This is a genomic window from Parachryseolinea silvisoli (genome assembly GCF_021190955.1).
Classification (GTDB): Bacteria; Bacteroidota; Bacteroidia; order Cytophagales; family Cyclobacteriaceae; genus Ohtaekwangia; species Ohtaekwangia silvisoli.
In genome coordinates this window covers 378,606-402,168 of record NZ_JAIOAO010000003.1, presented here as the reverse complement: position 1 = coordinate 402,168, position 23,563 = coordinate 378,606, and the positions used below count along the sequence as shown (strand labels likewise).

The 23,563-nt window shown below is 53.7% G+C and carries 19 protein-coding genes; 2 read left to right on the top strand and 17 right to left on the bottom strand.

The window, feature by feature from the left end; all coding sequences use genetic code 11:
• Nucleotides 1–404 precede the first annotated feature (404 nt).
• The 15 genes from K7P01_RS19000 to K7P01_RS18930 all read right to left on the bottom strand — a co-directional run bounded on the left by K7P01_RS19000 (nt 405) and on the right by K7P01_RS18930 (nt 16,970).
• Nucleotides 405–1,835 carry an NADH-quinone oxidoreductase subunit N gene (locus tag K7P01_RS19000; protein WP_267295966.1) on the bottom strand — a complete coding sequence of 477 codons (1,431 nt, stop codon included), beginning with the start codon at nt 1,833–1,835 and terminating at the stop codon, nt 405–407.
• Entirely contained in the window at nt 1,828–3,354 is a 1,527-nt protein-coding gene (gene nuoM / locus K7P01_RS18995; protein WP_267295964.1) for an NADH-quinone oxidoreductase subunit M, read from the bottom strand. The genes K7P01_RS19000 and nuoM overlap by 8 nt, the downstream gene beginning before the upstream one ends.
• Before the next feature lie 4 nt (nt 3,355–3,358).
• Entirely contained in the window at nt 3,359–5,245 is a 1,887-nt protein-coding gene (nuoL, locus tag K7P01_RS18990; protein ID WP_267295962.1) for an NADH-quinone oxidoreductase subunit L, read from the bottom strand.
• 12 nt (nt 5,246–5,257) lie between these two features.
• A complete protein-coding gene (gene nuoK / locus K7P01_RS18985; protein ID WP_267295960.1) occupies nt 5,258–5,566 on the bottom strand; it encodes an NADH-quinone oxidoreductase subunit NuoK in 309 nt (102 codons plus the stop codon).
• Nucleotides 5,554–6,090 carry an NADH-quinone oxidoreductase subunit J gene (gene nuoJ, locus K7P01_RS18980; protein WP_267295958.1) on the bottom strand — a complete coding sequence of 179 codons (537 nt, stop codon included), beginning with the start codon at nt 6,088–6,090 and terminating at the stop codon, nt 5,554–5,556. The genes nuoK and nuoJ overlap by 13 nt, the downstream gene beginning before the upstream one ends.
• 10 nt (nt 6,091–6,100) lie before the next feature.
• Nucleotides 6,101–6,616, bottom strand: coding sequence for an NADH-quinone oxidoreductase subunit NuoI (gene nuoI / locus K7P01_RS18975; RefSeq protein WP_254082919.1), 516 nt, complete (start codon nt 6,614–6,616; stop codon nt 6,101–6,103).
• Nucleotides 6,617–6,628: 12 nt separating this feature from the next.
• Nucleotides 6,629–7,618 (bottom strand): NADH-quinone oxidoreductase subunit NuoH, encoded by a 990-nt coding sequence (nuoH, locus tag K7P01_RS18970; protein ID WP_267295954.1) that lies wholly within the window; start codon nt 7,616–7,618, stop codon nt 6,629–6,631.
• Nucleotides 7,587–10,325: an NADH-quinone oxidoreductase subunit NuoG gene (nuoG, locus tag K7P01_RS18965; protein WP_267295952.1), complete on the bottom strand. Its 2,739-nt coding sequence runs from the start codon at nt 10,323–10,325 to the stop codon at nt 7,587–7,589. Before nuoG ends, nuoH begins: the two co-directional genes overlap by 32 nt.
• Nucleotides 10,326–10,350: 25 nt before the next feature.
• Nucleotides 10,351–11,631: an NADH-quinone oxidoreductase subunit NuoF gene (gene nuoF, locus K7P01_RS18960; RefSeq protein WP_267295950.1), complete on the bottom strand. Its 1,281-nt coding sequence runs from the start codon at nt 11,629–11,631 to the stop codon at nt 10,351–10,353.
• The gene (nuoE, locus tag K7P01_RS18955) at nt 11,624–12,088 is read right to left on the bottom strand and encodes an NADH-quinone oxidoreductase subunit NuoE (RefSeq protein ID WP_267295948.1); all 465 of its coding nucleotides are present in this window, start codon (nt 12,086–12,088) and stop codon (nt 11,624–11,626) included. The genes nuoF and nuoE overlap by 8 nt, the downstream gene beginning before the upstream one ends.
• 31 nt (nt 12,089–12,119) lie before the next feature.
• Entirely contained in the window at nt 12,120–13,877 is a 1,758-nt protein-coding gene (gene nuoC / locus K7P01_RS18950) for an NADH-quinone oxidoreductase subunit C/D (RefSeq protein WP_267295946.1), read from the bottom strand.
• A gap of 144 nt (nt 13,878–14,021) precedes the next feature.
• Complete coding sequence (locus tag K7P01_RS18945; RefSeq protein WP_267295944.1) at nt 14,022–14,660, bottom strand: NADH-quinone oxidoreductase subunit B; 639 nt, start codon at nt 14,658–14,660, stop codon at nt 14,022–14,024.
• Nucleotides 14,657–15,082, bottom strand: coding sequence for an NADH-quinone oxidoreductase subunit A (locus tag K7P01_RS18940; protein ID WP_267295941.1), 426 nt, complete (start codon nt 15,080–15,082; stop codon nt 14,657–14,659). The genes K7P01_RS18945 and K7P01_RS18940 overlap by 4 nt, the downstream gene beginning before the upstream one ends.
• Nucleotides 15,083–15,176: 94 nt before the next feature.
• Nucleotides 15,177–15,620: a CBS domain-containing protein gene (locus K7P01_RS18935; protein ID WP_267295939.1), complete on the bottom strand. Its 444-nt coding sequence runs from the start codon at nt 15,618–15,620 to the stop codon at nt 15,177–15,179.
• 171 nt (nt 15,621–15,791) lie between these two features.
• A complete protein-coding gene (locus tag K7P01_RS18930) occupies nt 15,792–16,970 on the bottom strand; it encodes a hypothetical protein (RefSeq protein ID WP_267295937.1) in 1,179 nt (392 codons plus the stop codon).
• Nucleotides 16,971–17,542: 572 nt separating this feature from the next.
• Here K7P01_RS18930 and K7P01_RS18925 point away from each other — a divergent pair.
• Both K7P01_RS18925 and K7P01_RS18920 read left to right on the top strand, forming a co-directional pair.
• On the top strand, nt 17,543–18,355 hold the full coding sequence (locus K7P01_RS18925) for a class I SAM-dependent methyltransferase (RefSeq protein WP_267295934.1): 813 nt from the start codon (nt 17,543–17,545) through the stop codon (nt 18,353–18,355).
• 25 nt (nt 18,356–18,380) lie between these two features.
• Nucleotides 18,381–19,412, top strand: a complete 1,032-nt coding sequence (locus K7P01_RS18920) for an LLM class flavin-dependent oxidoreductase (RefSeq protein WP_267295932.1) — start codon at nt 18,381–18,383, stop codon at nt 19,410–19,412.
• A gap of 19 nt (nt 19,413–19,431) precedes the next feature.
• Here the strand turns inward: K7P01_RS18920 and K7P01_RS18915 are convergent, their stop codons facing one another.
• Both K7P01_RS18915 and K7P01_RS18910 read right to left on the bottom strand, forming a co-directional pair.
• The gene (locus K7P01_RS18915) at nt 19,432–21,873 is read right to left on the bottom strand and encodes an ABC transporter permease (protein ID WP_267295930.1); all 2,442 of its coding nucleotides are present in this window, start codon (nt 21,871–21,873) and stop codon (nt 19,432–19,434) included.
• A 105-nt stretch (nt 21,874–21,978) separates the two neighbouring features.
• Entirely contained in the window at nt 21,979–23,511 is a 1,533-nt protein-coding gene (locus tag K7P01_RS18910; RefSeq protein ID WP_267295928.1) for an alpha/beta hydrolase-fold protein, read from the bottom strand.
• Between the last annotated feature and the right edge of the window lie 52 nt (nt 23,512–23,563).

The following is a 23,563-nucleotide window of genomic DNA, read 5'->3' as shown; positions in this document are numbered from 1 at the left end:
CCTGGAAACCTCCTCCATGAATTTCTCCAATGCTCGATGGCCGATTTGTACAAGCTCCATTGCTGGCGCAAGTGTAAGCACCAAGGCGTTAGCGGAGGTGCAGCACTTGTGACTGAAACCGCGGCCATTCTTAGACTGGCCTTGTTGAATGTCGGTTTGGACAACGGTGGGCTGCGACGACCATGGGTTACGCCACCGCTGGCAGTCTGGAGACTGCCCCATGCTGGCACGAGTCGCCCTCCCTTCGGTTGGAAGACTCGCCAGATGCCGCGTGATAGCCGTTTGCATATACGAGAATGTAACGAAGCAGGAGATTTCCTGGACTTGCCTTCATGTTTTGGCACCAATGCCTTGCCCTGGTTTGTTTGATCACGTATCTCCGGCAGAAACGTGTGCCTTATCTTTCACAACGTATTCCGGATCAGCGTCAGCATTTCTTCCGGATGTACGCCCAGCCATATCAGCATCAATCCCAACAACGCCATGGTGAAACTGCTCATAATATATACCAGCGGGTGGAGCGCTTCCGACGTGCGAACGCTTTGCCCCTGGTCAAACATCACCGCGATAATGCGTATATAGTAATATAGCCCGATCACACTGTTGATCGCGAGGGCAAACACCAGGAACCAGTGACTGGTACGTACACCTGCGGCGATTACATAGAACTTGCCTATAAATCCTGCCGTCATGGGAATGCCTGCCAGCGAGAGCAGCATGGCGCTAAAGATGATGGCGGTCAGCGGGCGCCGCCAGAGCAATCCGCGATAGTCTTCCAACTCCTCCGCATCGCGCTCTTTGTCCGACAGCGTGGCCATGATTCCAAAAGCGCCCAACGTAGTAATAAAATACGCTACGAGATAAAAACTGATGGCCTGGGTACCGAGCTCACCACCCGCGAGAAACGCGACCAGCAAGTAGCCGACGTGCGCAATGGAAGAATAGGCCAGCAGCCTTTTGACATTACTTTGTCGCAACGCCAGAAAGTTACCTACAAACATAGACGCCACGGCCAGGACAGTAAAGACAGTGACCAGTAGCGTTAGCTGATGCCCCTGCACCATGGTGAAGAACCGCACCAGCAATGCGATCATGCCGCCTTTCGAAACGGTAGCGATGAACGCCGTGACCGGCGCGGGAGCACCTTCATATACGTCGGGCGTCCACATGTGAAAGGGCACCACGCCCAGCTTGAACCCCACGCCGACCGTGAACATACCAAAGCCGCACCATACCAGCGGCGATACTTCCCGGTTGGAAGCCAGCCAGTCGGCCAGCCCCTGAAAGCTCATGGTGCCGGTGGCCGCATACAACAACGCCATACCAAAAAGCAAAAAGGCCGAGGAGAAAGCCGCCAGGATCAGGTATTTTATACCCGCTTCATCCGACCGCTCACGCTTGCGCAGGTAAGCGATCAGGGCGTAAAGTGATACACTCAGGATCTCCAGCCCCAGGAAGAGCGATGCAAAATGTTTACTGATCACCAGGATGCAGCTACCCAGAGCGGCCAGGATGATCAATATATAATACTCTTCTTTCCGCTCCTCACGCTGCTCAAAATAGGCATACGACATCATGACCACCAGCAGCGTCGTTAACAAAATCAGGCCGATGTTGAACACGCCAAATCCATCGATGACGAGCAGCGGCTCGATCGCCTGCTGATGGTGAAAACTATAGGACGTCAGAAATATAAAATCTACCAGCAACGAAACCAGCGTGATGATAAAGATCACTTTGTGATTTCGCCGGATGGAGATCGAAAAGAAGTTCAGGATCGCCGCGCTGGAAAGAATCCAGAGCGGTATGAGGCTCAGTAAATCTGTCTTATTCATGGTTCCCTCCTTTCACCGACAACATACCGCGTGCCGGCACCGGTGTCGTGGTATGGTTGTTGTCACTTTTTTCCACTGTAGTCTGCGCCGTGTCGATAATGCGCTGCGGGAATAGTCCTAATACAATAATGGCGATCGCCATGGGTACGAGTACGAGCTTTTCGCGCAATGACAGATCCGGCAATACATGCGTGTGCGCATCCTTGCCAAGAAAGATCTTTTGCATAATCCGAAGCGAGTACGCTGTCGCCGCCACCAGTCCTGCCGTGGCAATAGCGGTAAGTACGGGGCTGGCCGACCATGACCCCATCAGCGTCAGGAACTCGGCGATGAAATTGCCCAGGCCGGGGAGCCCCAGCGATGCCATGACAAAGATCAGACTGACCGTCGCCATAAACGGCGTACGTTTCCAGAATCCACCCATTTGCAGGATGTCGCGGGTGTGTATACGCTCGTACAACGCTCCCGCCAGTACAAACAGCGCGCCGGTACTGATGGCATGGGTGATCATCTGCATGACCACACCTTGCAGGGCCATCTCTGTAAAAGCAAATACACCCAGCATTACGAACCCCATGTGACTGACGCTGGTATAGGCGACCAGGCGTTTCAGATCGGTTTGTGAAAAGGCCTGAACCGCGCCATAAATAATACCCACCGTCCCCAGCAGCATACCCCACGGCCCAAACTCCACGGCCGACTCGGGGAACAACGGTAAGGCAAAGCGGATGAGGCCATAGGCCCCCGTCTTCAACATGAGCCCCGCCAGGATAAAGCTTCCGGCCGTAGGCGCTTCGGAGTGCGCATCGGGTAACCACGTATGGAATGGCACCACGGGGAGCTTCACCAGGAATGCCGCGAGAAATCCCAACATGAGCCAGCGCGCGACATCTGGCGACATTGGCGTTTCCAGCAGGCTGAAATAATCAAATGTATATACTGACGTCTGGTTGCCGTGAACAAAATAAAGTCCCAGGATCGCGAGCAACATCAGCAAGCCGCTGGCCTGGGTGAAAATGAAGAATTTGTAGGCCGCGTACTGACGGTTGGCATGTCCCCAAATGCCGATCAGGAAATACATCGGTATCAGCATCACCTCCCAAAAGAAGTACAGCAGAAAAAGATCCATGGTTACAAAAACTCCGGCGATACCTGCCAATACCCACAACAGGTTAAAGTGGAAGAAACCCGTGCGGTACTGGATCTCCTTCCACGACAGCAACACCGCGAAGATGCCGAGGAAGAACGTGAGCGCCAGCATCAGCAGGCTCAGACCATCGAGGGCCAGGTGGAAGGAGATTCCGAAGCTCGGAATCCACGGGAGGTTAAGATCGGCGATCCATGTGGTACCCGGCGCCGTCGACACATCCTGCCCCATCCACACCCCGGTAATCAGCACCATGTCGAGCGTGATACTGACCAACGCAATGACCCGGCACGCTACTGTACTCCATGCAGCGACAATACCGGCGAGAATACCACCGGCCATCAGAATAAATATCATCCAAAGTAGTATCATCGCATTACCGGTTTATGAAAAGACTTAATGTAAGAATGATCACAGCACCGGCTGTAATACCCATGATATACCATCGCAGCACCCCCGTCTGCGTACGGGAGAATGTCTTGCCGAAGTACTCGGTAGCCGTAACAAGCCCCGTGTAAAACTGGTCTATGATGTCGCGTTTGTTTATCGTCGACACCCAAACAAAAGGTCGCACGATCAGCAGATTATACAAAGCATCGAACCGCCAGCCGGCATACCACAACTGATGCACCTCGAAGCAGGAGCTTCCGATCTCATCCGCCAGCGAGGGCTTGACAATATAGAATATATAGGCCAGGAGGACACCGCTCAGAGCCACCGTGGCGGCAATGAGCTGAATCAGTACCTCCGAGCTTTCAGCCCCGGCACGCAATACCGTCGAGGGCAAGATCGGGTGCAGCAAATCAGACAGCAGCGTGACATGACCGAAGGTATGCGGTAACTCGATAAAGCCCCCGACCAGCGACAATACCGCCAGCACCATCAGCGCCACATGCATGAGTTTGCCGGGGAGATGAGCGGTGTGTGTCTTCTCGGCGCCGAAGAAAGTAACAAACACCATCCGGAAGGTATATACCGACGTAATGAACGCGCCCGTCAACGCCGCGATAAAAAACCAGGGACTGCCCTTCGCGCTTGCCCAGGCGAGCCAGAGGATCTGATCTTTGCTATAAAAGCCGGCCGTAACAAGCGGTATGGCGGCGAGCGAACCGGCCCCGATCAAGAAGGTCCAGTACACGACGGGCATCCGCTTTCGCAGTCCGCCCATCTTAAACATATCGTGCTCGTGATGCAGCGCCCAGATCACAGTGCCGGCACCCAGGAAAAGCAGGGCTTTGAAGAAAGCGTGGATCATAAAATGAAAGACCGCGGCCGACCACGCACCGATGCCGAGCGCCAGGAACATATACCCGATCTGACTGATGGTAGAATAGGCCAGCACACGTTTAAGATCGTTTTGCGTCAGCGCACTGCACCCTGCGATGAGCAACGTAACCGCCCCGATGATGCCCACCCACAGCTGCGCGAGGGGCGCGAGCTCGTATATACCATGCATCCGCGCGATCAGATAAACACCCGCTGTCACCATGGTTGCGGCGTGGATCAGTGCGCTTACCGGCGAGGGGCCGGCCATAGCGTCGGGCAGCCAGCTCTGCAATGGCAACTGGGCTGATTTTCCAACGGCCCCGCCCAGCAACAGAAAAGCGATGATGGTGGCTGTCTGCGTACCGGGAGACCACAGCTTCGGCGCCTGGGTCAGAATCTCCTGGATATCGAGGGTATGGAAAACACCAAAGAGCATAAAGAGACCGATCGCCAACGCGGTGTCTCCTACCCGGGTCATGATAAACGCCTTGCGGGCGGCATAGCCGTTCTTCTCCTCGTCGTACCAGAACCCGATCAGCAGGTAGCTGCAAAGGCCCACACCTTCCCAACCAAGGTATAGCAGCACGAGGTTATCCGCCAGCACCAGGATCAGCATGGCGCAGACAAACAAATTGAGATACGCAAAGAATCGCGTGAAGCCCGCATCGTCGTGCATAAACGCAACGGAATACAGGTGTATAAAAAAACCGACAAAGGTGATAACAAAGAGAAATACCAGCGACAGGGCGTCGAGGTGAAACGAGAATCCGACTGACAGACCGGACACAGCAAACCAATTCCACGCAACATGACGGTATGCCTCCGTGTGCGTTGCCAGGAACTCGTATCCAATTAATACCGTGATGAGCGCCGCGAGCCCGATGGTGCTGCATCCAATGATGGCTGCAGCCCGGCGGGATATCGACGAGCTGGTAAGCACCAGGATCAATGCTCCCAGAAAAGGCAAGGTCGGAATAAGCCAAAGAAGATGTATCATACACTAAACGTTTTAACCTTTCATTTTATCCGCGGCGTCGCTATCGAGTGTCTTGAGCTGGTGGTATATCTGTAAGATCAGCGCGAGCCCGACCGATACTTCGGCCGCGGCCATGGTGATGATGAAGATGAACATGACCTGTCCATCGGCTTGCCCCCATCGCGCGCCCGCCACAATGAACGCCAGCCCGGCAGCATTCAGCATGATCTCTACCGAAATGAGCATAAAGATGATGTTACGCCGCACCAGCACGCTGATGAGCCCCAGCGCGAACAGCGTTCCCGCGAGTATAAGTCCGTATTCGACCGCTACTGTTTCCATTCGTCTGTTTGTTCGAGAAACCGATGCACCACTTTCTTTTTCTGGCGTCCCAGGTGGTACGCGCCGACAATGCCCGACATGAGCAATAATCCGCAGAGCTCCACGCCGATGATATACGGGCCGTACAGCGAAAGCCCCACGTCCCTTGCATCGATCACCCGGCTCGACACCTCCGGCGAAGCCGAAGAAACAAGTATATAAATCAGCTCGCCCAGCAGGATGACCGACAGCACTCCCGGACCGATCCAGGTATTGCCGGAAAACCAGATCCGCTCCTGCTCCACTGCTTCCTCTTTCAGGTTGAGCATCATAATGGCAAAGATGATGAGCACGACAATGGCCCCTGCATAAACGATCACTTCCAGCGCCGCCACAAAGGGCGCACCGAGTATAAAGAACACAATCGCCACGGCGAGGAAGGATATAACCAGGTATAACAGCGCGTGAATCATGTTATAGCGCGTGATCACCATGATGGTGGCGAGAACCGCAACGGCAGAAGCTATATAAAAGGTGGCTTGCATATCGTTCTGTTTAAGGCACAAGACTTCGGATATCGACCGGTGCTTCTTCGTTCTCTGCCTGGCCTTTGTCTTTTCCGCCAATGGCAAGGCCGGCGATGTTGTAATAATTATACCCCGGGTATTTGCCCTGGCTGTCGATGAGCAGGTCTTTCTTTTCGTACACCAGGTTCTGCCGGTTATATTCTGCCATCTCGAAATCGGGTATCAGCTGAATGGCATACGTCGGGCATGCTTCTTCACAAAAGCCGCAGAAGATGCAACGCGAGAAATTTATCCGGAAGAATTCGGGATAACGCCGGCCGTTTTCGTCTTCGGTGGCTTGCAGCGCGATGCAGTCTACCGGGCACGCCGCGGCGCAGAGGTAGCAGCCCACACAACGTTCGCCCATGTCGGGGTCGCGGGTTAACACAATCCGCCCGCGCCACCGGGGAGGGAGCTTGGCTTTTTCCTCTGGATATTGAATGGTGACGCGCTTCCGGAACATGTGCAGGAAGGTGAGCCACATCGTTCGAATGATACTGAACATCGCTATATAGTTTTAGTGACCGACGCTATTTTGTTCATGATACAAGAGCCACGTGGCGGTGACCATCAGGTTCACCAACGTGAGGGGTAACAGGATCTTCCAGCCAAACTCCATCAATTGATCGTATCGCGGCCGGGGCAGCGAAGCACGCAACAGGATGAACAGGAAGATGAAAGCAAACATTTTGATGATAAACCACACTACCGGCGGTAGAAACCCCGGCCCCAGCCAACCACCGAAGAACAGGCAGGTGACCATGCACGAGATCAGCATAACGCCCAGGTATTCCCCCACGAAGAACATCCCGAACTTCATCCCCGAATATTCCGAATGAAATCCGGCGACCAGCTCACTCTCCGCCTCCGGAATATCGAAGGGAAGACGGTGTGTCTCGGCAATGCCGGCAATGAGGAAAATCACAAAGCCGAGGAACTGCGGCACGACAAACCACATGCCCTGCTGCGCTTCGACGATCTTATGCAGACTAAAAGAACCGGACATGAGGACCACGCCCATGAGCGACAGCCCCATAAACACTTCGTACGAGATCAGTTGTGCAGCGCCCCGCATCGCGCCCAGCAGGGCGTACTTGTTATTGGAGGCCCAGCCGCCGAGGATAATACTATAGGCCCCCATCGACGACATGGCGAGAAAGAACAACAGCCCTATATTCAGGTCAGCCACGATCACGCCCGGGGCAAAGGGAATCACCACAAAGCTCAGCAGCACCGTGATGACCACAATGGCGGGGGCGATCACAAACACCTTCTTGTCGGCGAACGGTGGTATCCAGTCCTCCTTGAAAAAAAGCTTCAGGGTGTCCGCCAGCACCACCATCAGGCCGAAAGGCCCCGCCCGGTTGGGGCCGTAACGATCTTGCCAGAGCGCCAGCAGCCGTCGTTCGAGCCAGATCAGGCCCGGGGCGACAATCAGCAGCCCCGCCAGTACCCCGACCGTAATGAGTATATGATTAAGCGTGTCGTTTTGCATAGCTGTGATCATTCAGGTTTTGACGTTGACTGGTACGCTGCACAATCGCCCACTCCGGCAGATCGGCATACGGCACGCCCTCGATGCCATATGGCATGCCCGCGATACCGACAGGCAAAGCCTCGCTGAGCTTTACGGGCAGGCGATACGACCGGGAGTCGATCGTGAAGGCGAGCACGCCGCCGGTTTCCACCGCCAGCGCGGCGGCATCCGCCGGATGAAGCAGTATGTACGCCTGAGGTATGCGCTGTGCAATCGAGGGAGCGTGTGCGCTAAGCTCTTCTGACCCGAAGATGTGGTGCAGCGATACGACCCAGAGGTGATCCTCGAGCGGGCGAAACCGTTCCGGCACGCCGACAAAGTACGCATGGGTTCCCTCGGTCTTCGGTTCGAGCAGGCGCACGCCGGGATCGTTGTCCCGCAACGAGCCCCCTACCTCTGACTGGTATTTATTGACCGACTGCACCGAGTTCCAGCCCGGTGCCCAAAAGTATGGTATAAGCGATGACGGCGGCTGGCCGTGAAATCCCTCCATGGTATACGACAGCGGCGAGTCGGGATCTTCCGGCGGTTTGGACTCGCTGACGTTGATATTGGCTTGCTGGGACGTCCGTCCACTATAGCGATGTGTCTCCCGCGCGATGCGCTGCCCGGCAATGCGGAACTGTGATGGCGGCGAGGCGGCCATCACACCGTGGAGCAACGGCTCGTCGCGATCCATCGCTAACGTGACATCTTCAAAATTCCGCCAGGTAGCCATGCGGTTGTTTTCGATCTGCTGGCCGAGGGTTAGCAGCCAGCGCCAGCTTTCGCGGATGATGTCGGTGGGCTCGTAGGCCTGGAAAAACCGTTGCGCACGTCCTTCGTTGTTGACGAGCGTGCCGTCCGACTCGGCAAAAGTGCCGGCCGGTATGATGACGTTGGCTTTTGATACTGTCTTGTGCAGCAGGTGGTCGAGCACGATCACCCGGCGACATTTGCTCAGGAACGCATCGACCTCGTCTGCCTTTCCATGCCGGTATAAATCGTTCTCCATGACGATCACCGTATCCGCATGGCCGTTCATGACCGCATTGAAGGCGGCATGAAGCCGGTGGCCGCCCATCATGGCGAGCCCCAGCGAGTTGCACTCCAGCATGGTCAGCACAAGGCCCGTCGCCGGGTTCTTCTTTTGAAGCGCCCAGGCAACGTTGGCAGCTGCCTTCATGACACATCCCGACTCGCAGCAGGCGCCCGAGATGATCACCGGTCGCGCGGCGGCGGACAGTGCCTGTGCGATCCGGTCGGCCAGCAGCGCTACAGCTTCCGGTAAGTCGGTCGCGTCCGGTACCGTGGGGTCCAGGCGATGCGCAATGGCAAATCCCAACCGCGCTATATCGTCCGGCGCGGCATGGTATACATCCCGCGCAACCTCGTCGAGCTTGGTGGTATGAACACTGGTAACAAAGAGCGGCCCTTTGTCCTGTTGCGCAAGCTCGCGACGGGCGGCATCATGCCAGACTGGAATGTTAACGGCGTCGGCTGCGTTACCCGGTTGTTGCCGGACAGCCTGGCGCACGGCAAGTGCCAGGATGGGCGCGGTATTGGTGATATCCTCACCGAGAATGAGGACCGCATCGGCTTGCTCCACTTCCCGGGTGGACGGTGTACGCACAGAGCCTTCGCGCAAAATGCGGATGGCAAGCTCGGCCAGGTCGTGCTCGTTGTCCGAAACACCGTGGTAAAAATTATCTCCGCCAACCAATGCCTTTAGCGCAAAGTTTGATTGAAGAGACGCGCGAGGAGACCCGATGCCAATCATTTTCGCTTGCTTCAGCGCCGGTATCAGGTGATGGAAAAGCTGATCCAGCGAAACAACCGCTTCTCCCGCCGACGCCTGGCGTATACGCGTGGCGGCGTTGACAAACTCGTAGCCAAACCGGCCACGGTCGCACAGAAAATAGCCGTTCACTTTGCCATGAAAGCGGTTGGCAATCATGCGCAAGGTTCCATACCGTTCACCCGCAATCGTATTGCAGCCTATGCTGCAATGCTGGCAAATCGAGGGCGACATGGTCAGGTCCCACTTGCGCGTATAATGTTCTTTTAATGTCTTATCAGTAAACACACCGGTCGGGCATACTTCGGCAAGGTTTCCGCTGAATTCGCTCTCGAGTATACCATCTTCCTCCCGGCCGAAATACACATTGCTCTTCGAGGCGTACACGTCGAGGTCATGGCCTCCGGCATAGTCCTTGTAGAACCGCACGCAACGGTAGCACTGAATACACCGGTTCATCTCGTGGTTGATGAACGGCCCCAGGTACTGGTTCTGGTGTGTACGTTTTTTGAACCGGAACCGGCGGTAGTCGTGCCCGGTCATAACCGTCATATCCTGCAGGTGACAGGAGCCGCCTTCATCGCATACGGCGCAGTCGTGCGGGTGATTGGTCATCAGCCATTCGATGACCTGCTCGCGAAAAGCCCGGGCTTCCGGATCGCTCACACTGATCCGCTGGTTGGGCGCAACCGCCTCCATACACGACATGGCCAGCCGCCCGCGCGTGTCGTTCTCATCCTTATAAACCTTCACCGCACACTGGCGGCAGGCACCGACCGAACCAAGGGCCGGATGCCAGCAGAAGTAAGGAAGATCAAACCCGAGCGTCAGACAAGTCTCCAGCAGGTTCTTACCCGTGGGAATTTCATATGTTTTGCCATCGATTATTATAGTTGCCATCGTTCTTTCTCGTTTGTTCCCACGGTTATACTGTTATATGTTCCAGGGAGGCGTGCTCCCGGATATAAGCTTCGAAATCTTCCCGAAAATATTTGAGTGCACTTTGCAGGGGCTCCATCGCGCCGGGTGCCAGCGCACAGAACGTATTACCCGGACCGAGCAAGCGGGTATGCAGCTCGAGCATGGGTATATCTTCTTTCCGCCCATCGCCGCTTTGCATGGCCTGCAAAATCTTTTCGATCCAGGGCAGTCCTTCGCGACACGGTGTGCAGAAACCACACGACTCCTGCGCGAAGAAATGAATGAGGTTCCTGACAAAGCCAACCACCGACGTTTTGTCATCGAGCACGATCACCGTACCCGTGCCCAGGCGGCTGCCGGCAGCCGCCACCGAAGGATAATCCATCCGCACATCCAGGTGGTCGCGCACCAGGAAATCAGTCGATGCGCCGCCCGGCAGTGCACCCCGGAAGGACAAGCCATCCTGCATGCCGCCGGCGTGCTCTTCGATCAGCTCGCGCAACGTGGTGCCCATGGGCAGCTCCCACAATCCCGGCTTTCGCACCTTTCCACTGACGCCATAGATCTTGGTACCCGCGTCGGCCGTCAGGCTTAATTTCTGAAACCACTCCGCACCGTGCGTGATGATGTGTGGAATGCAGCATAATGTCTCCACGTTGTTAACGATCGTAGGCCGGCCAAACAACCCGCTAACCTGCGGAAACGGCGGCTTGGCCCGGGGTGTAGCCCGCTTTCCTTCCAGCGAATTGAGCAAAGCCGTCTCCTCACCACACATATACCGGCCCGCGCCCGTATGCAGGTGCATCTCCAGGTTGAAGCCCGTGCCAAGTATATTTTGCCCGAGGTAGCCGGCCTGATAAGCCTGTGCTATGGCTATGTTAATCGCCTTCGCCGCGGTGTGATAGGCCCACCGTAGAAATACAAAGCCCGTGTCGGCCTGCAATGCATAGGCCGATACGATCATGCCTTCGATCAGCTGATGCGGCGCGCTCTCGAGCAACAGCCTGTCCTTGAATGTGCCGGGTTCCATTTCATCCGCATTGGCGATCAGGTATTTTGGTTTGGGAGCGTCCAGCGGCACAAAGCTCCACTTCAGTCCGGTATTAAAACCAGCTCCTCCCCGCCCTCGTAGATTCGATGTTTTGACTTCGGCTTGTACGGCTTGCGGTGTCATGTTCAGCAACGCTTTTCGCACAGACTGGTATCCGCCCTGCAATTCGTATTCACGAAGCGTGAGCGGTACGCCGTCCGCGCGGATGTGGGAGGTAAGCGGTTTTTCAAGCATAACGTTCCAGTATTTCGTCCAGTTGTTCAGGGGTCACGTTGCGGTATAGATCGTGATCGATCATGAGCGCCGGGGCACAGTCACAGGTACCCAGGCAAGGATTGGGCAGCATGGTAAAGCGGTCGTCTTGTGTAGTCTCACCGTGGCGGATGCCTAATTTTGCCTGTAGATATTCGTGGAGTTTTTCATAGCCCATCACCCAGCAGGTAATGCTATCGCACACGAGGATCACGTGTCGTCCGACCGGTTTCCGGAAAATGAGGTTGTAGAAGGTCGCAACCGAGTCGAGCTCGGCGGGCGACATCTCCAGGAAAGTAGCAATGTCTTTCAGCGAATCGTCGGAGATCCACCGCCGTTTGGTCTGCACGATCTTGAGCGCTTCGATACAGGCCGCCTGACGGTGCGGCACGACGTGTATCGCTTTTTCAATTTCGATGATCTCTTCCCCGGTTAACATATTATTGTCGTTATCGTATTCATCTTTCGTACTAACGGTCTATGTCGGCCAATACATAGTCCATGGCGCCCAGGATGCTCAACAGATCGGCCACCGTATATCCTTTACTGATATAGGGTACCATTTGCATGTGCGGGAACGAGGGAGTTCGCACGCGCAGCCGGTACGGCGATGTGTTGCCATCGCTGATCGCATAGTAACTGTTCGCGCCTTTGGTTGCTTCAATGCAGCTCATGGCTTCGCCCGCCGGGATCACCGGCCCCCAGCTCACACCCAGAAAGTGCGTGATCAGCGTTTCGATGTCTTTCATCGTGCGCTGTTTCACCGGCGGCGTGGCGAGCGGATGGTCGGCTTTATAGCTTCCTTCCGGCATATGCTTCAGACACTGTTCGATGATGCGCAAGCTTTGACGCATCTCTTCCACGCGCACCACGGCACGGTCGTAACAATCGCCATTGTGCGCTACCGGTATATCAAAATCAAATTTTTCATACCCGGAATAGGGCTGCTTTTTGCGGAAGTCCCAATCCATACCGCACGCCCGGAGGCCCGGACCGGTAACGCCCCATTCGATCGCTTCTTCTTTTGTAAAAATGCCGATGCCGACCGTTCTGGCTTTGAAGATGCTGTTGCGCATGACCATCGCATCATATTCCCGCAGCCGCTTTGGAAAGTAGTCAACGAAGCTCCTGACCAGCGTCTCCCATCCGTTGGGAAGATCCTGGGCCACGCCGCCGATGCGAAACCAATTGGGATGCATGCGGCCGCCACAAACGGCTTCTACGATATCGAAGATTTTCTCGCGATCACTGAACATATAAAAGACGGGTGAGAGCTGTCCGAGGTCCTGCGCAAAGGTTCCATACCACACCAGGTGACTGGCGATGCGGAAGAGCTCGCACATCATGACGCGGATTACCTGGGCACGCTCGGGCACTTCAATGCCCGCCAGCTTTTCCACCGACAGCAGGTACGCCAGGTTGTTATTTACGCCACCGAGGTAATCGATGCGGTCGGTATAGGGGATATAGGTATGCCACGACTGCCGCTCGGCCATCTTCTCTGCGCCGCGGTGGTGAAACCCGATATCGGGCACGGCATCCACGATATCTTCTCCGTCGAGCTGTAGAATGATCCGGAGCACGCCATGGGTTCCCGGGTGCTGCGGACCGATATTCAGGAACATAAAGTCCGCATCATCGTGTTGCGTGAGCAGGCCCCACTCCTCGGGCTTGAATTGCAAGGCGGCTTGCTCGCGGTCCTGCTTCTCGTCGAAAAGCCGGAACGGCCCCATCTCAGTCGCCCGCGCCGGATGTTCTTTCCGCAGCGGATTGCCCTGCCACGTCTCCGGCATAAGCAGGCGCCGCAAAAAAGGATGGCCGTCGAAGCGGATCCCAAACATGTCGAACACTTCGCGTTCGTACCAGTTGGCATTCGACCATAATTTTGTGATGCTGGGTACTGTGGGGAATTCTCCGTTCAGGGCGACTTTCAGTCGGAGAAATGCATTTCGATCGAAAGAGAGAAGATGATATACAAGGGTGAAGTCGCTGGTGGGCTGGTGATTCTGAAGCGGATTTCGCTGTCGGGTCCGCTCGTCGATGGCAGTGATGTCGAACAAAAGCGGATAGGGATGCTCGATACCGGCCTTGAGGTATGCTAACACCTCCCGCAATCTGTCCAACGGCAGCCACACGGTGGTCATGCCATCGCGGGTGGGCTGCTCGGTGATGGTAGACTCACCGAATTTTAGCTTTAAAAGCTCCGTTGTTTGGGGTGTTGTTTTCATTACACTGCGGCGCACAACTGGTGCCCCGGGGCAGATGTAGTTTCAAAATCAGTCGGTCATCGTGACTTGTTTTAGTTACAGATCGCTTTAATCACCGGTCTCGTCCACCGGACAGTTTGCATGACTCCAGAGCAGCACTCCGGATCATATTTCATTGGGCGAACGGAAGCTTACCATTTGCTTGCGTTGCTCCTGTTTTTGTTCTTTCATCGAGATCTTCTCGGGCCGGATCACACCTTGCTCTCCGATCACCCAACTAAGCGGGCGTTTCTCCTGCCCTACACTCGCGGCGAGGAGCATGAGCCCTTCCATAAAGGCATCAGGCCGTGGCGGACACCCGGGCACATACACATCTACCGGCATAAACTTATCAACGCCCTGCACGACACTATATATATCATACATACCGCCAGAATTTGCGCACGAGCCCATGGAGATTACCCACCGCGGCTCCATCATTTGTTCGTACAGGCGTTTGATGACCGGCGCCATTTTGATGAACACGGTACCGGCGATGATCATGACATCGGCTTCCCGTGGCGTACCGCGGATTACCTCGGCGCCAAAACGCGCCACATCATATTTCGGCGTCATGCTCGTTGCCATCTCTACAAAGCAGCACGATAAGCCAAAGTGAAAAGGCCACATCGAATTGCGCCGGCCCCAGGCCACCAGGCTTTGTACAGAGGTGAGCATCACACTCTGGCGTACAGCCTCTTCCATGGAACTATTGCCTTTAAGAGCGTCTGTCGATCCGTTAGGTTGTGTAAGCCACCAGTTCATACTTTCTGTCCGGTTAGTCGTTTGTAAGCCTTCAGTATTTTTTTTCCGTCGGGGCCGAAGTCGAGGGCACCCGCACGCCATTCATAAATCAGCACCACCAACAGCAGGATCAGGAACACCATGACGCCGGCATAGCCATACCATCCCAGCTCGCGAAAAGCAATAGCCCAGGAGAAAATAAAGATGGTCTCCACGTCAAAGATGACGAAGAGCATGGCTACCAGGTAGAATTGAGAGGAGAAGCGTATGCGCGCTGAACCAGCGCTCAGAATGCCACCTTCATAGGGGTCGTCGGTGGCGCGTTCTTTATGACGCTGGCCCAGTACGTACGACAAGCCCAGCATCGCGCCAACGAGGCTTAGCACAATCAGGCCATATAGAAATAGCGGCCAGAGCGGAGCACCATGTTCTGCTGTATCCAAGGGTTGGATGGTTAGCGTACCACGACATCAAAATTCAGTTCACAACTACAAACCAGACATTTACCTGCTGTAAAATGCCTGTAACCGCGACGTGTTACTGGTGATGACCTGTAATGTACTGTTCCAGATCTTCGATGATGCCGCGCTGCTCGTCCATAATAAAACGTACAACGTCACCTATCGAGATCATTCCTGTCAGTCGTCCGCCTTCCATCACCGGCAGGTGTCGGATGCGGCGGCTGGTCATCAGCTTCATGCAATCTTCTATACTGTCGTCGGGACAGACGGTGATAGGATTTTCAGTCATAATCTCTCCTATCTCGGTATCTTTAGAAGACTTGCCTTTCAGTATCAGTCTCCGGGCATAATCACGTTCGGTAAAAATGCCCAGCAATCTTTCGCTACGATGATCGGTAATGATCAACCCGCCAATGTTCTTTTGCGACATCAATTCAATCGCATCATACACAGTAACGGCAGGTTCCACAGAAAAGACTTCATGTCCTTTTGCACAAAGAATATTTCGTACTGTTCCCATACGCCGAAGGGGTTTTGTTTTCGAATTAAAATGAATGTACAACATTTTTAATGAGAAATGCAAACGTTTTCTAACACAAAAACCCGCCGAAGATATATACTTGTGAACGGCCCACCTTTTCCCTAAAATTCAATACCGTTTCCTAAATTTATATCAACCCGCAACACACGACTATTCCCTATAGTAATAGAGTTGCGGCAACCCTATCGAATCACGACGAGGTAAAAAAGTCTGCCCGGCTAATCCCGATGGCTTCGCCATCACTTCGTTCTCAGACGCCAGCGACACTTCAGTTATTGCTGACTTTTCCAACGCTCCAGTAGAGGTGTCTGCTTCTGTTTGCGTTGCTATTTCGAGTTCCAACCGATCCTCAGATCGCGGACGTGTTTCAATGAAATGGGTAGACGCCGCAGACCGCCAGCCATACGTGCAGGCTGCAGCGGATTGTACCGATGCTGTCGATGGTTTTTGTTCTTTGTGCTTAATCACTTCTGCCGCTCGCACGGCAACCGGCTTTTTGTCCCCAGGTTCTTCGTCCTCCGGACGCCCGGCTACCGCAATTACCTTGGCAACGCCCGCGCGTTTCACATCTTTCACCACATCATCTTCCATTGGCGAGCCATACCGCACTCCGACCGTCAGCATCAAGCTATACGATTCATCCGCGGGTACCTGGTCGGTGAGTGTTAGCTCCAGAGAAGTAGCCGGCGATCCCTTCAAGGCTGGATACCATGGTGAGGATACACTTTGCGGCGCAAACATAGTTGTATACCAGGCAGATGGCTTATATGCGCCCTCCAGGGGATCGAACGTAAAGTCCGGCACAATCCCCAGGCTGACGTCGATGCAGAACCGGGCATGTCTATTATTAGGATGAAAATTAATGTCACGCAGCAGGGCGGGTATATTTACACGAGCTGAAAGTGTCTTTCGATCCAACGTATACGTGAGCGGTGTACGAAGAACCGAGTCAAATGTGGTGGCTTTATTCAGCTGAAACCCGGCGAGCAAGCCTGGATACTTCGATAACATAATAGAACGTTGTCCCAGCTCACCGGTGCCATCCTGCTTTTGCACGATCTTTAGCGCCTTATTAATAAAGCCACTAAAATTATAGTCGGACAGCGTTCGCACGGGGTGCATCATAAGCCGCACTTCCTTGCCCATCTTCGAGCAACCACCGAACTCACGCATATTGAGTCGCGGCACTTTAAAGGTGGGCGATTTTTTGACATATTCCTTGGGTGCACCGCCCTTCTTCCGCACGACGATCTTGTCTACACCGCGCATTTTGTAAAAACTGAGGTTGCCAAGACTGCCGGTAATTTTAAGTTCTTCTAAGAATGCCATAGGTAAATATTGGTTAGCAAAACGACTGATTTACAAAACGGTCGTGAGAGGCACAACTGTTTCCGCGTACAATATAAGAAGTGTCAACCAAAAGACTATCAATTGAAGATATATACTTTTCAGAATTTGACCAAGATCATCAAATGACCCAGACATATATAGATCATGATTATGAGTGGCGTATAAATGGTTAAAAATTATGTTATCAGTAGGATATCCTTCCTAATGATTGGACATAGACGGGGCATTAAAAAACTTATGCACACAAAATTGTGGATAGTCGGATGAAACGTGTGGGTAGATTGTTTACAACTGGAGATATACTCATGACGAATTGGGAAATTTATGGTATTTGTAACGGATGTATCGTTAATCGAATACAACGTATACTATACCTGAAAAATAAGGCTAAACGAATGGATCTGGGTTGTTGCCTTCAGATTACTGCAGGCATTTATCCATGACTTGCGCCAACCCTTACCGCCCCGAATTGTCGATATAGGGGAAAAAACCCTTTTGATTGTCTCTAAAATCTATTCACTTTAAAAAAACAAAACCCCATCATCCCCACCATGAATCCAAATAAACAACTCTGGGAAAAAGGAGACTTTACCCGTATCGCCGCAAGTATGCGCGAAAGTGGCGCCGAGCTCGTCGGCAAGCTAGGTATTACACCGGCCCTTCGTGTGCTTGACCTGGGATGCGGGGACGGCACTACCGCCATTCCCGCCGCAAAATTGGGCGCCACCGTGCTGGGCGTTGATATTGCCAGTAACCTGGTACAGGCCGCTAACCTCCGGGCCAAAGCAGCAGGCCTCACCAATTGCTCCTTTCAGGAGGGCGACGCATCTAACCTGGAAAACTTACAAGATCATTCCTTCGATCTCACCGTAAGCATCTTCGGCGCGATGTTCGCGCCCAGACCGCACGACGTAGCCAAAGAAATGGTACGGGTTACACGTCCCGGTGGCAGGATCGTGATGGGCAACTGGATTCCGGGAGACCCTACGCTCGTCGCCCAAATACTAAAGACCAGCTCCGCGTATACGCCGCCGCCACCCGATGGATTTGTAAGTCCCATGCTGTGGGGAGTCGAAGACCAGGTGATCGAGCGCTTCGGCAGTGCCGGTGTGCCCAAAGAAAAAATAACATTCACACGCGACACGTATACGTTTATCGCGCCCTTCCCTCCTGCTCAATTTCTGGATCTGTTTCGAAATTACTACGGCCCCACCATGAATGCTTTTGAGGCTGCTGAAAAAAATAACAAGGCGGTCGAGCTACAGCACGAGCTGGAAACCCTCTTTAACAACCAAAACAAAAACGGTGCTTCCGGCACCGTACATATTCCAGCGACATTTCTGCGAGTGACCGTTACGTTGTAATATTGCAACGTAACGACAACAGAATATGGAGCTAGGCATTGGTATGTTTGGAGACAACCACTACGACGCAAGCGGGAAACCCCTGGCGGCGGGCGAGCGGTTGCGGGAGCTGATCGAAGAGATCAAGCTGATGGACGAGGTAGGCATCGATTTTTTCGGTATCGGTGAGCATCACCGTCCCGACTATGCCGTATCAGTGCCGGAGATCATCCTGGCCGCTGCGGCTACGGTGACGAAAAAGATCAAACTTGGCAGCGCCGTCACGGTGCTGAGCTCGTCGGACCCCGTACGAATATACCAAAGCTTTGCAACCATCGACCAGCTTAGCAACGGCCGGGCCGAGCTTATGGCCGGTCGCGGTAGTTTCATCGAATCGTTTCCGCTGTATGGTTTTAACCTGAACGACTACGACGCCCTATTCGATGAGAAGCTCGAGCTGCTGTTGCAAATCGACCGGCAGCAACCCATCACCTGGAAGGGAAAATACCGTGCGCCCCTGCAAGAGCAAGAGGTGTTGCCCCGGCCGCTCAACGACCACCTGGATATCTGGCTTGCCCTGGGCGGCACGCCCCAATCGGTGGCCCGCGCCGGCAAACTGGGACTACCGGTGGTCTTTGCTATTATCGGTGGCAACCCGGCACAGTTCCAGCCGCTGTTTCAATACTACAAAGAGCTGTATGAGAGCTTCGGCCATGACATGAGCAAGTTCCGGGTAGGTGTACATATGCATAGCTTCTTTGGCGAGAACAGCATCCAAATAGCCGACGAGTACTACCCGGTATACTCCGCACAAATGAACCGGGTGGGCCGCACACGCGGATGGCCACCGTTCCAACGCGACCAGTTCGACTATGGGCGGGGTAACGAAGGTGCTTATCTCTTTGGAGATGCGAATGAAGCCATCGACAAGATCCTGCACATGCACGAGCTGTTCGGCATCACACGCTTCTCGGCACACCTGGATGTGGGCGGCCCGTCGCACGCATCCCTCCTGAAAGCCATTGAGATTTATGGAACCCGCATCGCGCCGAAAATACGCGAAGCGCTCCGACAGTAATTACACCTGGTCTGTATCATCAATCCATTTTCAGTGTCTGTACCGGGTTACTTCGCGAGGCTTTTAATGTTTGTGTGCCTATTGTAACCAGGCCCAGGACGAGCAATGTTACGACGCCAACGAGGACGGTGCCGAAACCAAAGGTTACGCGGTTAGGCAACGATTCCAGCCAAAGGTTGTTAACAAAAAAACTCAGTGGTCCGCCGATGCAGATGGCGACTGCTAATACTTTGAGAAAGGATTTGGAAAGTAATATGACGATGCTCGGGGCGCCGGCGCCGAGAATTTTGCGAATGCCTACTTCCTTCCTCCTCCTTTCGGTTGTATACATCGCCATGCCGAGCAAACCCAGGCATGCAATCACGACGGCGAGGAAAGCGATGAAGCCGAGAATTGATACTACATCGAAAAAGCCGCGATACATGGCGTCAAGCTGGTCTTTGTAGAAATTATAGCGGAAGGCATTTACCGGGTCGATCTTTTTCCACCGGGCCTCCAGCTGCGCGAGCGTACTGGATATATTGTCGGAGGCCATTCTTACACTCACATATCCAAAGCTTTCGGGTTGATAACGCAATACGACAGGAGTAACGCCATCTTCGTTTACTAACGCGGTATGCTGAAAATCTTTTGTTACTCCTACGACTGTCAATTCTTCGGTCCCACCCTTGGACTGAAGCACCTCCCCTACGATGTCAGACGCATGGGCGTAGCCTAAAGCAAATACCGCCGCTTCATTCATCAGCACGAACCGGCTGGTGGAATCGCCGGATACCTTCATGTTTTCACCCGCGATCAGGCTAAGCCCCAGATTGCCGAGGAAATTATCATCCGTGAGCAACACGCCGAACTTGATATATTCCAGGTCACTGCCCGCCACACGCAAGCTTATACCGTTTTGTACGTTGGTAGCAGGAATGATATCAGAAGCCGAGACGGAAGCAACACCCGATACCGTCAGGAATTCGTGGATCACCCGCTGATGGTCATTGCCTTGCAGGGATATGTTGACAACGTTCTTCGCATTGAATCCATATTCAAAATCAAGATAGTGCCGGAACTGGTTATAAATGAGCACCACGGTTGTAATAAAAAAAAGCGACACAACAAACTGCGAAACACTCAACACCTTGCGCATTCCCAGTTTACCCGGCCGGAGTGTATCCAAACTCTTTAACGCCCGCGCAGGTTGGTATTTCGACAAGTGTAATGCCGGATAAAGACCGGCGATTAACCCGATGACCAGGGAGAAGCCGGTAAACATCAGGTAAACACTCCCATTTGCCTGTAAGCTGAAATCCAGGTAACGATTGACCCACAGTCCCTGGAAGGCAGGTTTAAGAATGACCAAAATGATCAGGGCCATGCCCAGTGCTATCAACGACGTGAGCATAGACTCGCTGAGGAACTGGAGAATAAGATTTTTCCGATGGGCGCCCGTCACTTTGCGAACACCGATCTCTTTCATACGGGTCAATGCGCGGGCGGTAGCGAGGTTTGTATAATTCAGGCACGCCGACACCATGATAATGAGGGCCAGCAGGGATAGAAAATAATAGACCACCAGCGGCAGCGTATACCCCGGCGCATTGCTCACGAGTATACCCGGTGTGATGGCCATGAGCTTTTGCTGCGTCAGCGCGAATCCTTTCATGTCTTCCCGCCCGGCATACCGGCGCATGACAATGTCCTGCAGCGCTGCCGTAAGCTCAGCTTCAGTTTTACCGTCTGCCGTCAGGGCATATGTATAGACTGAAAAATCATTGAACCAATCGTTACTGTTATCACCTATTTTCGCAGCAGCATATAAAGCCGGCAGCGAAGCGGCAGAAAGTAATACGTCGAATTTCAGGTGCGAGCGATGCCCGTTGTCTTTTACGACACCGGTGATGGTATAACTGCCCCACGGCACGGCGATGCCCGGTTCTCCATCCCCCAGTATCGAAAGTCCACGATTGTTCAGGTCAACGACTTTTCCAACCGGCTCTGCGCCGTTGAATAGTTGCTGCGCCAGCCCGGCGGATATCACCATGGTATTGGGCGTTGCCAGCATCTGCTGTACATTTCCACCGGTTACATCATACCTGAAGACGTTGAAAAAAGATGCATCGGCAAAATAGCCGCGTGCCTCTACCGTCGTGCCATTGTACAGAAGATCACCCCCGACTCCTCTTCTAAGCTGCGTCGCTTCTTCCACAACGGGGTAGTCGGTCTTCAGCGCATTTGCCAGTGGCGAGGGCGTGGTGGCTGACGGCGCCTTGCTGCCGGGGCGATCTGACAGGATCCGGTATATGCGCTCTTTCTTTTCGTGAAATTGATCATAACGCTTATGATCCACCAGCATCAGCATGATGAGCATGCACACTGACATGGCGATGGCAAGGCCGAATACATTAATAAACGAGAAAGTCTTGTATTTCAAGATGTTTCTCCATCCGATGGTGACGTAGCTCCTGAACATATCGCACGTGTTTTAACTGCCATGCCTTTGACAGCGTCTTTGCCCGTCAGGTTACAGCTCGCCGCCACAATTGTGGCGGCTCAACATGCGACAGCGAGTATTTGCCTATGGTGCCTGACGGTACTGTGCTGCATCCGGGATGGGCTGAGGATCTTTTGTATCGATTCTGCTGGGCGTGAGGTACGCCAATCGTAGCTTAAAATCCTCTTTCTTATGGAGGTATTCGATGCGTATGGGGTAAAATCCTTTTGACAGTGGAATGATATAACTGTCTGCTCGCCGCGTGTAGCCGCCGTCCCATTGCATCAATAATCGGTTGCCCAGGTAGAGCTTTGTCCCCTTGTCGGCTTCCATCACAAAAATATGATACCCTTCTTCGGTGGCTTCCAGAAATCCTTCGACCACGAGGGCATAGTCCTTTTTCCGCGGCAGCTCGTCGGGATTAAAATTGTGATCAGTAACGCCGGTCCTGGTTGGCTTTACACCTTTAAGATCAGGCCAGGTATCCCAGTCGCCTTCATAGTAGCTATAACGAAAGCCGCCCGGTATCAAATTCTTTTGCTTCGCCGCCGGCCGAAGCGGTGTGGTCACCGTAAAATTACCTGTCGTGCTTTTATCATACCGGCTCCGTCGTGTAAAGCGTGTATAGGTAACCTTGCCGCCGCCGGTCAGGGTAAGCTCGGGTTGTATTTTGGCAGAGGTAAGGGTTGGCGTCGTGCCATTCAGGGTGTAGCGAACGCTCGTGGTATCGTCGAAGTACCAAAGCTTAATGGGCTTGTCTTTTAGCACCAGTCCGTTCATGGGATGAAACTCGATGTTGCTGACGAGCCCGGTATAGTTAAATCGCAGGCCATCGTAGGTGGTCTTCAATCGCACGGAGCTGTGCGACTCGCCGGGGTATGACACCACTTTCCAGTGCAGGTCTGCCGGCGCATGGCTTTTTAACACGGCCTCCAGGGTATCAACTTTCATCTCCTTCATTCCAGCCTCGTCACGCCCACTGACATAGAGTGTCGTATTCAACCCGGCCAGCGCACTCAAGCGGCTCGCCGCCATTTTGGCTACATAACACTTATCCCACCACATGCTGGGATCGACCGCGATGTAGGACTTGAACGTCGCGGGCTCTTTCAACATGGCGTAGGTTACAAACAGGCCGCCGAGCGAATGTCCCCAGAGTGTATTGTCGCCGTTGGATGGATACGTTTTGTTTACATATGGGATCAGCTCCTCTTTGATAAACCGCAGGAAGTTATCGCCACCACCGGACGTTTTCCAGCTTTCCATGTGCGTCGGCGTCAGGTCTTTATTCCGGTCGATTCCCAATACACTGACGATGATCGTCTGGGGCACATAGCCCTCACCTTGCACGAAGTTTTGCACCCGCGTGATGAGCCCCGTGTTCCAGTTGCCCCCATCCAGTACATACATCACATCGTAGATATCCTTGCTTCCGGGTTTATACCCCGAGGGCGTAAATACCTGGATCAATCGCTTTTGGTTCAGGATGGTGGATCGGATCGAGTCGAGCCGGCTTTGAAAGGAAAGGTTAAGAACAGTGTCCTGTGCCCGCACGGTTGGGGCAATACTTCCGAGTGCAATCAGCAACAGGAAGAAAAAATGACGGCTATTTCTCATGATAGTTATATACATACGTCCATGCTTAACATTCCCTATGCCAGGTTTGCGA